At 55.7% G+C, this 12736-nt stretch carries 10 protein-coding genes; 7 read left to right on the top strand and 3 right to left on the bottom strand.

Annotation, left to right across the window (positions count from 1 at the left end):
* The first annotated feature begins 2 nt into the window (after positions 1-2).
* From dppC to dppF, 3 genes are read left to right on the top strand one after another with little or no spacing between them, the layout of a single operon-like run.
* The gene (gene dppC, locus JOE25_RS19025; protein WP_209637881.1) at positions 3-905 is read left to right on the top strand and encodes a dipeptide ABC transporter permease DppC; all 903 of its coding nucleotides are present in this window, start codon (positions 3-5) and stop codon (positions 903-905) included.
* 15 nt (positions 906-920) lie between these two features.
* The gene (dppD, locus tag JOE25_RS19020) at positions 921-1901 is read left to right on the top strand and encodes a dipeptide ABC transporter ATP-binding protein (protein WP_209637879.1); all 981 of its coding nucleotides are present in this window, start codon (positions 921-923) and stop codon (positions 1899-1901) included.
* Positions 1898-2887 carry a dipeptide ABC transporter ATP-binding subunit DppF gene (gene dppF / locus JOE25_RS19015; RefSeq protein WP_209637877.1) on the top strand — a complete coding sequence of 330 codons (990 nt, stop codon included), beginning with the start codon at positions 1898-1900 and terminating at the stop codon, positions 2885-2887. Before dppD ends, dppF begins: the two co-directional genes overlap by 4 nt.
* Positions 2888-3224: 337 nt before the next feature.
* Here dppF and bcsG read toward each other — a convergent pair whose 3' ends face one another.
* Genes bcsG through bcsE form a run of 3 tightly spaced genes read right to left on the bottom strand, consistent with a single transcriptional unit; the run spans position 3225 to position 6635 of the window.
* Entirely contained in the window at positions 3225-4880 is a 1656-nt protein-coding gene (bcsG, locus tag JOE25_RS19010; protein ID WP_209637875.1) for a cellulose biosynthesis protein BcsG, read from the bottom strand.
* Complete coding sequence (gene bcsF, locus JOE25_RS19005; protein ID WP_209637873.1) at positions 4877-5080, bottom strand: cellulose biosynthesis protein BcsF; 204 nt, start codon at positions 5078-5080, stop codon at positions 4877-4879. The genes bcsG and bcsF overlap by 4 nt, the downstream gene beginning before the upstream one ends.
* Positions 5067-6635, bottom strand: a complete 1569-nt coding sequence (gene bcsE, locus JOE25_RS19000) for a cellulose biosynthesis protein BcsE (protein WP_209637871.1) — start codon at positions 6633-6635, stop codon at positions 5067-5069. Before bcsE ends, bcsF begins: the two co-directional genes overlap by 14 nt.
* Positions 6636-6835: 200 nt before the next feature.
* Between bcsE and bcsR the strand changes: the two genes are divergently transcribed.
* From bcsR to bcsB, 4 genes are read left to right on the top strand one after another with little or no spacing between them, the layout of a single operon-like run.
* Complete coding sequence (bcsR, locus tag JOE25_RS18995; RefSeq protein WP_209637870.1) at positions 6836-7027, top strand: cellulose biosynthesis protein BcsR; 192 nt, start codon at positions 6836-6838, stop codon at positions 7025-7027.
* A 3-nt stretch (positions 7028-7030) separates the two neighbouring features.
* Entirely contained in the window at positions 7031-7768 is a 738-nt protein-coding gene (gene bcsQ, locus JOE25_RS18990; RefSeq protein WP_209637868.1) for a cellulose biosynthesis protein BcsQ, read from the top strand.
* Positions 7765-10368 carry a UDP-forming cellulose synthase catalytic subunit gene (gene bcsA, locus JOE25_RS18985; RefSeq protein WP_209637866.1) on the top strand — a complete coding sequence of 868 codons (2604 nt, stop codon included), beginning with the start codon at positions 7765-7767 and terminating at the stop codon, positions 10366-10368. Before bcsQ ends, bcsA begins: the two co-directional genes overlap by 4 nt.
* 55 nt (positions 10369-10423) lie before the next feature.
* Positions 10424-12733, top strand: coding sequence for a cellulose biosynthesis cyclic di-GMP-binding regulatory protein BcsB (gene bcsB, locus JOE25_RS18980; RefSeq protein ID WP_209637864.1), 2310 nt, complete (start codon positions 10424-10426; stop codon positions 12731-12733).
* Positions 12734-12736 lie beyond the last annotated feature (3 nt).

Below are 12736 nucleotides of genomic sequence, written 5' to 3'. Positions count from 1 at the left end.
TGATGTCTCAAATCACTGAGTCTGTAGTTAAAGGTGCGCCGAAGCCAATGAGCCCGTTTCAGGAGTTCTGGCACTATTTCAAGCGCAATAAAGGGGCCGTCGTTGGCCTGGTTTACATCATTTTGATGTTCGTGATTGCCATTGGCGCCGGGGTATTGGCACCGCATGCACCGGCGGATCAGTTCCGTGATGCGTTGCTTAAGCCCCCGGTCTGGCAGGAAGGCGGCAGCTGGCAATATCTTCTTGGTACCGATGATGTGGGCCGCGATGTGCTGTCACGCCTGATGTACGGCGCACGACTGTCGCTGCTGGTCGGCTGTCTGGTGGTGGTGCTTTCGCTGATCATGGGCGTGGTGTTGGGCCTGCTGGCCGGTTATTTCGGCGGCGTGGTGGATGCTATCATCATGCGTATCGTCGACATCATGTTGGCGTTGCCGAGCCTGCTGCTGGCGTTGGTGCTGGTAGCGATTTTCGGCCCGTCGATCGTCAATGCTTCGCTGGCGTTAACCTTCGTCGCCTTGCCGCATTACGTACGACTGACACGGGCGGCGGTGCTGGTGGAAGTGAACCGCGACTACGTCACCGCTTCGCGGGTGGCGGGGGCCGGTGCGCTGCGCCAAATGTTTATCAATATCTTGCCAAACTGCCTGGCACCGCTGATCGTTCAGGCTTCTCTTGGTTTCTCAAACGCCATTCTGGATATGGCCGCTCTCGGCTTTCTGGGTATGGGTGCGCAACCGCCAACGCCGGAGTGGGGCACCATGCTCTCCGACGTGCTGCAGTTTGCCCAAAGCGCCTGGTGGGTGGTGACCTTCCCCGGTGTGGCGATTCTGCTGACGGTGCTTGCATTTAACCTGATGGGGGACGGTTTGCGTGACGCTCTCGACCCCAAACTCAAGCAGTAACAGAGGACGAGAGAGATGGCGTTATTAAATGTAGACAAGCTTTCGGTGCACTTCGGTGACGAAGGCACTCCCTTCCGTGCAGTAGACCGTATCAGTTATAGCGTGGAGCAGGGTCAGGTGGTAGGTATTGTCGGTGAATCCGGCTCCGGCAAGTCGGTCAGTTCGCTGGCGATTATGGGGCTGATCGATTTCCCCGGTAAGGTCATGGCCGAAAAGCTGGAGTTTAACGGCCAAGATCTGCGCAAAATTTCCGAAAAAGAGCGCCGCCAACTGGTGGGCTCGGAAGTGGCGATGATTTTCCAGGATCCGATGACCAGCCTTAACCCGTGTTACACCGTCGGCTTCCAGATTATGGAAGCGCTGAAGGTGCATCAGGGCGGCAATCGTCGTACCCGTCGCCAACGGGCTATTGATCTGCTCACGCAGGTGGGCATCCCCGATCCGGCCTCGCGCTTGGACGTGTACCCGCATCAGCTTTCTGGTGGTATGAGCCAACGCGTGATGATCGCCATGGCGATTGCCTGTCGGCCGAAATTGCTGATTGCCGATGAGCCGACCACGGCACTCGACGTGACCATTCAGGCGCAAATTATCGAACTGCTGCTGGAGTTGCAGCAGCGTGAAAATATGGCGCTGTTGCTGATCACCCATGATTTGGCGCTGGTGTCCGAGGCCGCGCATCACATTATCGTGATGTATGCCGGTCAGGTGGTGGAGTCCGGTAAGGCGGCAGAAATCTTCCGCGCGCCGCGTCATCCTTACACTCAAGCGCTGTTGCGTGCGCTGCCGGAATTCGCTGCCGACAAGGCGCGTCTGGCTTCGTTGCCGGGTGTGGTGCCGGGTAAATATGACCGTCCAAGCGGCTGTTTGCTCAACCCACGTTGCCCCTATGCCACTGAGCGTTGCCGCACTGAGGAGCCGGAATTGCGTAGCATTCCCGGCCGCCAGGTTAAATGTCACACACCGCTGGATGATGCGGGGAGGCCGACCGTATGAGCCAGAACCAACCCTTATTGCAGGCGATTGACCTGAAGAAACACTACCCGGTCAAGAAGGGGATATTTGCCCCGGAAAGGCTGGTTAAAGCGCTGGACGGTGTCTCTTTCACGCTTGAGCGTGGAAAAACGCTGGCAGTGGTGGGTGAGTCCGGGTGCGGCAAATCGACCCTGGGACGCCTGCTGACGATGATTGAAGTGCCGACGGGTGGTGAGCTGTACTACCAGGGGCAGGATTTGCTGAAGCCGGATGTGACCGCCGAGAAACTGCGCCGACAGAAGATCCAGATCGTGTTCCAGAATCCTTATGGATCGCTCAACCCGCGCAAAAAGGTTGGGCAGATCCTCGAGGAGCCGTTGCAGATCAATACCGGGCTGAGCAGTGCGGAGCGTCGTGAGAAAGCGCTGGAAATGATGGCCAAGGTTGGACTGAAAACCGAGCATTACGATCGCTATCCACACATGTTTTCTGGCGGTCAACGGCAGCGTATTGCAATCGCGCGCGGGTTGATGCTTAACCCTGACGTGGTAATTGCCGATGAACCTGTTTCCGCTCTGGATGTGTCGGTGCGTGCGCAGGTGCTGAACCTGATGATGGACCTGCAACAGGATCTGGGGCTGTCCTATGTGTTCATCTCACATGATTTATCGGTGGTGGAACACATTGCCGACGAAGTCATGGTGATGTATCTCGGTCGTTGCGTGGAGAAAGGCAGTAAAGACGCCATTTTCAACAACCCACGACATCCGTATACCCAGGCGCTGCTCTCTGCGACACCGCGTCTGAACCCGGATATGCGTCGCGAGCGCATCAAGTTGACCGGCGAGCTGCCTAGCCCGATGAACCCGCCGCCAGGTTGCGCTTTCAATGCCCGGTGCCGTCGTGCGTTTGGGCCCTGCACCCAGTTACAACCTCAGTTGAAGCAATACGGCGAACAGATGGTGGCCTGCTTTGCGGTCGATCAGGATGAAAATCCTGCGGCATAGTATTGTTATTACTGAGCATTCATTTAAATGCCGGCATTTATGCCGGCATTTTTTTATTTAGGGAGTCAGTCGATGAATTAGATTATTGATTGGATATTTTATCTTTATTAATTTCGCTTATTTCCCTTAACGATTTCCTTACGAATAATTGCCACTATTAGGAATCTTCGCAGGGTCATAATTAACGAGAGAGTGCGATTTCTTTTCGTGTTTTTTGTTTGTCAGGGATGAAAGAAAATGCCCGATGTTAATGTGAGGCTACTCATTGTTCCTCCCTGAATTAATACCCCTATAAAAAAAGCACGCCCGAAGGCGTGCCTGAGTGTCTTGCATTGAGTCACTGTGGATAAGGCACCCAATCGCCGCCGTTCAACCGGATATACGGCTTGCCTTGGTATTGCATCACAATAGCGTTGTCATTCTCCGAAATAACCGCAGTCTGCGGCAAGTTTTGCGTCAGCGCCTGCCAGTCCACACTCGGTGCCGTGAATGCTTTGCCGTCGACCAAACGAGAGACCAGCTCTGACAGAGCCAAATAGCTGCTTGGTGTTTTGATCTCTAGAGGGCTCCCCTGATGTGGGGCTTTCATCCCAACCAGCTTGATACCCACGGGCGTGTGGGTAATGTTCGGGCTTGGGATATCACGCAAGCCGGACATCTGCATCTTGTCTCCGACCAGCGCTGCGCCGTGTTCCGGCACAATCACCACCATCACTTTGCGACCGGATTTCTCCAGCTGTTCAAGGAAAGTGTTTAGCTGATCAAACAGCTTTTGCGCGCGTGGCTGATAGTCTGCACTCTTGTTAGCGCCAACGAAGCGGTTGCCATCATGCAATGGAATGATGTTGAAGAAGGTGGCAGTGCGAGCGTCACCGGCTTTTTGCTGCTGATCCAACCAGCGATTGAGCAGCTCCAGATCGTTGTATATCGGTTCACCGTCGAATGAGGCGAGCTCATTGCTGATACCGGCCTGTGACATCAAGGGTGCCTGCATATCACCCTGCTCACGCAGTTCTTTCAGGAAGTTACCAAACACGCCGGAGTGATCCAGCATCAGCTGTTCTTTAAAGCCCAGTTTGGCAAGATTATCAAATAGATAACATTGCTGATTGACCGGCTGATACAGGTCGTGGTGCGAGAGCTGTCCGCAACTGGCGCGCAGCAGGCGTATCGCGGCCGGGCCGCTGTAGGCGGTCGCGGAGTTGAAGTTGTCGAACATGATGTCCATCTTCGACCACAGCGGATGGTTTTGCAGATTCACCGCATCCATATCGGCCCAGGCCAGCGAACAGATATTGATGACCAACAGGTCAAACGGTTGGGCATCGGCAGGCAAGGTCGCCGGGAACGCGGTGGCGCGGGCTTTTTCCTTGTCGTAGAACTGGTTCAGGTAGGCCGTCAGATTCGCGCTGGTTGGCGGCGCACTGTCTGCCGGTGCGTTATTTTCCCCGGCCGCCGGGGTTGTCGTCGCCGGTGTGCTGTTGGTGGACGCGGTGGTGACGCTGGTTGGCAGCAGCGATACTGCCGGCCCGGCGATGTTAACCAGGTTGAGCCACACCAGTGCAGCGACAGTGAATACGGTGACGCGCACCCATTGGGCCAGGAACAGATAGGCAATCAGCATCACAAAGGCGGCGCCGACCATCTGCCAGTTGATAAAGCGGTTTGTCAGTTCTAGCAGATATTGGGCACTGAAGCCGGTCAACTGCGAACCCTGACTCATAATGCTGTTGATGCCGGGGAGCCAGGTATCGTGGTAGAACAGCGCGATGCCTATCGGGATGGCAATGTAATGACGCCAGCGGTGCAGGCGAAGCGCCGGTATCGGCATCAGCAGGAATGCCATGAACACCAGATTCGGTAGCGCATGGAAGTTCAGGTAACCGAACCACAGCAGGCCAAACTTGGCCAGAAAGTAGTAGTTCCAGCCGCCCAGCCCACGCCAGTAGCGCCACAGGGAATTATCGGAAAGCGGGTTGTTTGTTGGCTTCATGGCTGTTTCTTACGCTTAATCTGAGATGAAGAACCTTCGCGCACCCATAACCCGACGGATTTTAAATAGCGCGGTGATAACAACAGGTTTTGCCAGTATTGACGCCAGTGAGGGAAGCGCCGGTGAAAGGCATAACCCAGCGGAATAAAAACGATCGCACACAGAATAATCAACTGAATAATATCGTTAAGATTCAACATGTTTATTCTCCTGTGTATCGCTAGCCAACGTGAAGGGCACCGGTTGACGACGCTCCTGTGGGCTGTCTGCGGCAGCGGTAGCGTGGCGCGGCGTTGCAGGTGCGGCCATGGTGGCTAACGGTATAGTGGCGTTGTGCGCCATCCGTTTGATTTCTGAAAGAATATCTACATCCTGATGCCACACGACCCGATTACTGAACGCCTCGTCCACCGGCAGCCGGAAGATAAACTTCATCGCAGTATCCAGATCGTTAATCCGACAGGTGGAGAGAAACAGCACCAGCCGGCCCTGTACCACCGTCATGACGTCACCGAAACGGCGCAGATGACAGAGGGTCATCGCCTGTTCGGCGCGTAGCCCTGGTGCCGGACGGAGTGCAACCATCACGCCTTTGCCGTCTTCTGGCAGTAACGTGTTACCCATCAGCGAAACCACCGCTTGGCTAAAGTCATTTGGCCGCATATAGCCTTTCAGTTGCAATGGGCGCAAACCGGCCAACAGGGCATCAATATCTGCCGGAACGTGGCGAGAAAAGCGTTGACCCTGGATACCTTCAAGCATGGTTAAAAAGCGCGACAGCGGCGCCACGTGCGGCACAATCAGGTTTGCACCACAGGCCAGCAGCAGGCGCTCGTCGCTGTAACGCAGGCTGGCACTCATCTCGCGCACCACAATTTTCAAGCCGTTGCCTCGTTGACGGCGCAGGCTGTGAATTTGATGCGCGAGCGCATCGATTTCATCACTCTGGTAGAGCGCAAAGATCAGTGTGGCCGAGAGGGTCAGCATGCCGTGTTGTGCCAGCAGGGCGTTGCTTTCCAGCAGTTGCCAGTTGGCGGAGAGTGGGGGCGCACCTTCAAGGATACTCTGCTGAGCAAGATAACGGCCCTCATCGCTGCGGATAGAGGTTGGTGAAGGTTTGTTGCTGTCATCATCGCCCTGCCAGCCGTGTTCACCGGCATAGAGAGTCAGCAGTTGGTTGGCATTGATGCCGTTTTCGGTACTCCACCAATTCACCAGATACTGTGCGCTATCTTGTTGCCACTGCAGGTTGGACAGGCCGTTGAGAATACGGTGTTGTGCGCTGAGCTGCCCTTTGAGCTTGTTGACGCCCCCGCCGTGGCTGAGGATGAGCAGCGTGCAGCCCTGCTGCCGCAGCCAAATGGCGGTGGCGCGCGTCCAGCTGCGCAACTCTTCGCTGGTGAAGGTTTGCCACAAGCTGGCATGGGCCAACAGGATTAATAAGCGATTTTGCGGTTTTAAGGCGCGCATCAGGTCGTCGCTGAAATGCGTCAGCGCGGCTTTTTTTTCTGGTAATTGGTACAGCGGAATTTTTTTCAGGGCGGGGGAGGCCAGCTCAGCCAAAAGCCCGTCGGGTTTGTCTCCGCTGCAAATCAATGCCACCTGGCTGGTTGCAGCCTGGGCGGCTAAGATTTGTTGGCAGAGCAAACTGGCGTCGGTTTGACGATCGACATTCACCCAATAAAACCCCGGGGCCTGCATAACAGACAGTTCTTCCCAAATCTGCCGAATACCTAACGAGAAAGATTGCGCCATAGGATATGTTTCTACTTTCGTTGAAAGTGTCGTCAGTGGCTAACTGAGTGTCGCTATTCAGTTATAGTGTCGTTGGGATAATAATAACAAATCTAACAAACTGTGTAATAATATCTGTTAGGAATCATCTTATTGGCCATGTCTTTTTTTTTACGTTGCTATAGTTAATTAACATTAGCCTATTTTTTAAAGGCGGAAGAATGAATAATCAATTAACGCGCTTTCATGCAGTGGCACCGCCGGAAACTCAGGATGATCTGCTGGCTCTCAGCCGCGCCTTTTCTTTACCAAAATTAAGTTATGTTGATATTTCGCGTCAGGAGCGTTTAACGCAAATGATGACGCGCTGGCCCTTGCTTGCTGAATTAGTGCAAACAACGGGGAGCCGCTAGTTTATGCCAGTGATTGCACTGCAGGGTTTGCGAGGCGGCATGGGGACGACGTCGGTCACCGCAGCGCTCGCTTGGGCATTACAACAGTTGGGCGAGTCGGTATTGGCGATAGATTTTGCGCCGGACAACCTGCTGCGCCTGCAGTTTAATATGCCGTTTGAGCTGCCGCGCGGTTGGGCACGTGCCGAGCAGGATGGTGGGGATTGGCGGCAGGGCGCGATGCACTACTGCGAAAACCTCGATTTTTTGCCCTTTGGCCAACTCACCCTAACGGAACGGTTGAATGTACAACAATCGTGTCGGCAACGCCCCACCCGCTGGCAGGACAATCTGGCACAGCTAACTGCCGGTGCTCAGTACAACTGGATCTTGTTGGATCTGCCAGCCGATGATGAGGCGCTGTCACGGCAGGCGCTGCCGCTGGCAGATTGTGTCTTTATGCTGATTGCCCCAGACGCCAACTGTCAGGTGCGTCTGCATCAGCAGGCATTGCCGGACGGCTGCCATTTCCTGATTAATCACTACGTTGCCGGCAGTCAGCTGCAGCAGGATTTGCACCAACTGTGGTTGCAAACCTTGGGCGGCCTGTTGCCGGTGGTGCTTCACCGCGATGAGGCGATGGCTGAAGCCATGGCCGTGAAGCAGCCATTGGGCGAGTATCGCCCGGAAAGCCTGGCTGCCGATGAGGTACTGACGCTGGCTAACTGGTGTTTGATCAACCTGAAGGATAAGGCGCCATGAGCCGGGTGATGAGCCTGCTATTGGTACCGCCTGTTCACCATGCGGTACAGGCGCGTTATCGTGCCTACCGCCGTCATGGAGCATCGGCGTTTACCGCTTTTTTCACCACGTTACTGGTGGCGTTGAGCTGGATTTTTCTGCGTTTGGAATCCCCCGGTTGGCAGCGTTTACGGGCAGGACGGACCTATTGGTTCCCGCATCTGTCGCCTAACCGCCCACGCCCGGCGGATGCGTTGCGTTATCTGGTACAAGGCCTGTGGTTGCTGGTATTCCGCACTGAGCGCGCGCCGAGAGAACACACTCGTTTCGCCGGTTGGCAGCGCTTGCAGCTACGCTATGCTCATTGGTTGAAAACTATCCCACAACGGTTAGAAAGCGCCGGGTTGGAGCAGCGCTCGGTGGCACGTTTGGGTCGGATGAACCGGCGCTTGCGCCGCGTACTCTTTATCATTGTCGGCGTCTTGGCGGCGGCCCTCGCTATTTTGTGCATTTCGCAGCCGTTCGACCTGCCGGCGCAGTTTGTGTTTGTGCTGCTGCTGTGGGCGATTGCCATGGTGGTGCGCCGGGTGCCGGGGCGTTTGCCTGGGCTGATGCTGATTGTGCTGTCGCTGACTGTCTCTTGCCGCTATTTATGGTGGCGCTATACCGCCACGCTGAACTGGGACGACCCGCTCAGTCTGACCTGCGGTTTGCTGCTGCTGGTGGCGGAAACCTATGCCTGGGTGGTGCTGGTATTGGGCTATTTTCAGACGGTCTGGCCGCTCAACCGTCAGCCGGTGCCTATGCCCGCAGATAGCGCAACCTGGCCAACAATCGATCTGCTGGTGCCCACCTATAACGAAGATCTCGGGGTGGTGAAACCCACCATTTACGCTGCGCTGGGCATCGATTGGCCGAAAGAGAAAGTCACTATCTACATCCTCGATGACGGCAACCGGCCAGAGTTTAAGGCGTTTGCCGAAGAGGTGGGCGTGAAGTATATCGCCAGACCCACCCATGAACACGCCAAGGCCGGTAATATCAATAACGCGTTAAAGCAGGCAACCGGCGAGTTTGTGGCGATTTTTGACTGTGACCACGTGCCGACACGCTCGTTCCTGCAACTGACAATGGGGTGGTTCTTCAAAGACAAGAAACTGGCGATGCTGCAGACTCCGCATCATTTCTTCTCGCCGGATCCGTTTGAACGTAACCTCGGGCGTTTTCGTCAAACACCTAATGAAGGCACGCTGTTCTATGGCTTGGTCCAAGACGGCAACGATATGTGGGACGCGACGTTCTTCTGCGGCTCTTGTGCCATTTTGCGCCGGAGTGCGCTGGATGAAATCGGCGGTATTGCGGTGGAAACCGTCACTGAAGACGCCCACACGTCACTGCGTTTGCATCGCCGCGGACACACTTCGGCCTATATCCGCATTCCGCAGGCGGCGGGGTTGGCGACAGAAAGTCTGTCGGCACACATTGGCCAGCGTATTCGTTGGGCGCGTGGAATGGTGCAAATCTTCCGGCTGGATAACCCCCTGCTCGGCAAAGGGCTGAAGCTGGCGCAGCGCCTGTGCTATGCCAACGCCATGTTGCACTTCTTGTCCGGCATTCCTCGACTGATTTTCCTTACCGCGCCTTTGGCCTTCCTGTTACTGCACGCCTATATCATCTTTGCCCCGGCGCTGGCGATCGCGTTGTATGTGTTGCCGCATATGATCCACGCCAGCCTGACTAACTCACGTATTCAAGGGAAATACCGCCACTCCTTCTGGAGTGAGATCTACGAAACGGTATTGGCTTGGTATATCGCCCGACCGACCACGGTGGCGTTGTTCAATCCGCACAAAGGGAAATTCAACGTTACAGCGAAAGGCGGATTGGTGGAGGAAGAACATGTCGACTGGGTGATCACCCGGCCCTACATGTTCCTGGTGATATTAAATCTGGCCGGGTTGGCTTTCGGTATTTGGCGCTTGGGTTACGGCCCGGCGGACGAGGTCATGACGGTGATCATCAGCCTGGTATGGGTGCTGTACAACATGACGATACTCGGGGGTGCGGTGGCGGTGGCGGTCGAGGCCAAGCAGGTACGCCAAGCACATAGGGTGGAGATTGCCATGCCGGCCGCGATCGCGCGGGCCGATGGGCACCTGTTCCCCTGCACGTTACGCGATTATTCCGACGGTGGTGTAGGGATTGAGATGCGCGTCGCGGATGTGCTGAAAGACGGTGACAAGGTGTCGCTGTTACTCAAGCGTGGCCAGCAAGAATACAGTTTCCCATGTGTTGTGACCCGCGCCTTCGGCAGCAAGGTCGGGGTCCGCATGGTTAACCTAAGCACCCGCGAACATATTGATTTTATTCAGTGTACCTTTGCCCGTGCCGATACCTGGGCGCTGTGGCAGGACGGGTTCCCTGAAGATAAACCGATCGAAAGCCTGCGCGACGTTCTGGCGTTGGGCTTCCGGGGTTACGTACGTATGGCGGATTACGCACCGCCGATGGTGCGCCGCCTGCTGGTCGGGTTCACGACGTTGATTGCGTGGATAGTGTCATTTATCCCGCACGGTGTCGGTAGGGCTCCGATCTTCAGCCAAAAAGAGACAGTGGTATAGGCAAATCGCCCGTTCACTTGCCTGGTGATCAGGCTCTAACATTGATGATGATACGATGACGAGAAAAATAACCTGGTTTACCGCCCTGGCCTTAGGCATCAGCACCTTGTCTCAGGCTGAAACTGCCACCGCACCGACCGTTGCGGCACAACCGCCGGTGACGGTGCCCGTCGACGCGTCGGTGACGACACCGATGGGCGCGGGTGCACCGCAGGATCCGAATGCACCGGTACGTGACGTACAACTGCCGTTTGCCACTATTGCCCCACCGCCCGGAACCTTTACCCTGCGTGGTACTCGGCCTGATGGTCAGGTTGAATTTGGTGTGCGCAGCGATGAAGTGGTGTCGCAGGCGATGCTCGATTTGGAGTTCACCCCGTCGCCTTCGTTGATTCCGGTGGAATCGCACGTCAAGGTGTACCTCAACGATGAACTGATGGGCGTGACGACCATTGCCAAAGAGCAACTCGGCAAGCCGAATCGCATCCAGATGGCGATTGATCCCCGCTATATCACCGATTTTAACCGTGTAAGGTTAGTTTTCGTCGGACATTATCAGAATATTTGTGAAAACCCGGCCAGTACAACGCTGTGGCTTGAAATCAGTAAATCCAGCTCACTGAACTTGCGTTACCAGACCTTGCCGGTGAAAAACGAGTTATCGCATTTCCCTGAACCCTTCTTCGATAGCCGCGACAATCGGCCGTTGACGTTGCCAGTGGTGTTTGCGGGTCAGCCTGATGTTACCCAACAACGTGCTGCGGGCATTCTGGCGTCGTGGTTTGGCAGCAAAGCCCAGTGGCGTGGCCAATCGTTCCCGGTGCTCTATAACCAGCTGCCGAAACAGCATGCCATCGTCTTTGCCACCAATAAGCAACGCCCGGACTTCTTGCGCGATTATCCGCCGGTCAATGGCCCTACGGTGGAAATGATCAGCCATCCAGACAACCCGTACATCAAACTGCTGCTGGTGCAGGGGCGTGATGACAACGATTTGATCACTGCGGTGAAAGGTATTGCACAGGGCAACATTCTGTTCCGTGGGCAGAACGTCACGGTCGATAAAGTCGAACAATTGGCACCCCGTCAACCTTACGATGCACCTAACTGGGTACGTACCGATCGCCCTATGACTTTTGCCGAGCTGCAGCAGTATGCGGAACAACTGCAGACCAGTGGCATCGAACCGGGTCCGATCTCGCTAACCATGAACTTGCCGCCGGACCTGTTCCTGATTCGCAGTACCGGCATTGATATGCATTTGAAGTACCGCTACACCGCACCCCGTATTCAGGATGGTTCGCGTCTGAGTGTCAGCCTAAATAACCAGTTTGTGCAGGCGTACTCTTTGGTCCCTGAACACGAGCAGGGTACCCAGTTGCTGCGTTTGCCACTGACCCAAGGGCTGATCGACTCGGACAAAAACGTCAATATTCCGGCGCTGCGGCTGGGCGCGACTAACCAACTGCGTTTCGACTTCGACTACACCACGCTGCTGGCCAGCGGGGCGGAAGGGCGTTGTGAAACTTACTCCTTTACCGCTAACCATGCGGTAATCGATGGTGCATCAACGATCGATTTCTCCGGTTACCGCCACTTTATGGCGATGCCGGATCTACGAGCCTTCGCGAATGCCGGTTTCCCTTTCAGCCGTTTAGCTGATTTGTCGCAGACGCTGGTCTTGGTGAACAAGCAGCCGCAGCCGCCACAGGTCAGCGCGTTGCTGAACGCACTGGGGGTTATTGGTGCACAGACCGGTTATCCGACCCTGGCGGTGACGGTGAGTGACGATTGGTCCCAGGCGAAGGATCGGGATGCCGATATTCTGATGATCGGCACCATTCCACCAGAGCTGCGGGACGACAAAAAAATCAGCCTGCTCGTGGATGCCACCCAAAGCTGGGTGAAGCAGCCCACACGCCAGTTGCCGTTACCGACGATGGACGTACTGGCGGAGGACACCAAGCCGGACAGCAAAACCACCATCAGTTCGGAAGGGGCGATGTCGGCGATTATCGGGGTGCAATCACCGTTTAACGATCAACGCAGCATAGTCGCGTTACTGGCTGACAGCCCGCGTGGCTACGATCTGCTGAACAACGCCTTGTTGGACAGCGGCAAGCGTGCGGCCGTGTTTGGGTCTGTAGCGGTGATTCGTGAATCTGGCGTAAACAGCTTACGCGTGGGCGACATTTATTATGTCGGCCACTTGCCGTGGTGGGAGCGCATCTGGCATGCCTTGTCGACCCATCCGGTGTGGCTTGCAGTGATCGCGGTCGTGGTGGTGGTCATTCTGGCGCTGATGCTGTGGCGTGGCTTGAGGATCTTTAGCCGCCGTCGCCTGTCGCCTGAAGATCGGGATTAACCG

The organism is Serratia sp. PL17 (assembly GCF_017832355.1).
GTDB lineage: Bacteria > Pseudomonadota > Gammaproteobacteria > Enterobacterales > Enterobacteriaceae > Serratia.
Note: the sequence above shows the minus strand (reverse complement) of the source record. Positions and strands in the feature narration are given on the sequence as shown.

What these genes read in the sequence shown, in the direction of transcription:
- dppC (WP_209637881.1), top strand. Translation starts at nt 3, where the DNA reads ATGTCTCAAATCACTGAGTCTGTAGTTAAAGGTGCGCCGAAGCCAATG.
- dppD (WP_209637879.1), top strand. Translation starts at nt 921, where the DNA reads ATGGCGTTATTAAATGTAGACAAGCTTTCGGTGCACTTCGGTGACGAA.
- dppF (WP_209637877.1), top strand. Translation starts at nt 1,898, where the DNA reads ATGAGCCAGAACCAACCCTTATTGCAGGCGATTGACCTGAAGAAACAC.
- bcsG (WP_209637875.1), bottom strand. Translation starts at nt 4,880, where the DNA reads ATGAAGCCAACAAACAACCCGCTTTCCGATAATTCCCTGTGGCGCTAC.
- bcsF (WP_209637873.1), bottom strand. Translation starts at nt 5,080, where the DNA reads ATGTTGAATCTTAACGATATTATTCAGTTGATTATTCTGTGTGCGATC.
- bcsE (WP_209637871.1), bottom strand. Translation starts at nt 6,635, where the DNA reads ATGGCGCAATCTTTCTCGTTAGGTATTCGGCAGATTTGGGAAGAACTG.
- bcsR (WP_209637870.1), top strand. Translation starts at nt 6,836, where the DNA reads ATGAATAATCAATTAACGCGCTTTCATGCAGTGGCACCGCCGGAAACT.
- bcsQ (WP_209637868.1), top strand. Translation starts at nt 7,031, where the DNA reads ATGCCAGTGATTGCACTGCAGGGTTTGCGAGGCGGCATGGGGACGACG.
- bcsA (WP_209637866.1), top strand. Translation starts at nt 7,765, where the DNA reads ATGAGCCGGGTGATGAGCCTGCTATTGGTACCGCCTGTTCACCATGCG.
- bcsB (WP_209637864.1), top strand. Translation starts at nt 10,424, where the DNA reads ATGACGAGAAAAATAACCTGGTTTACCGCCCTGGCCTTAGGCATCAGC.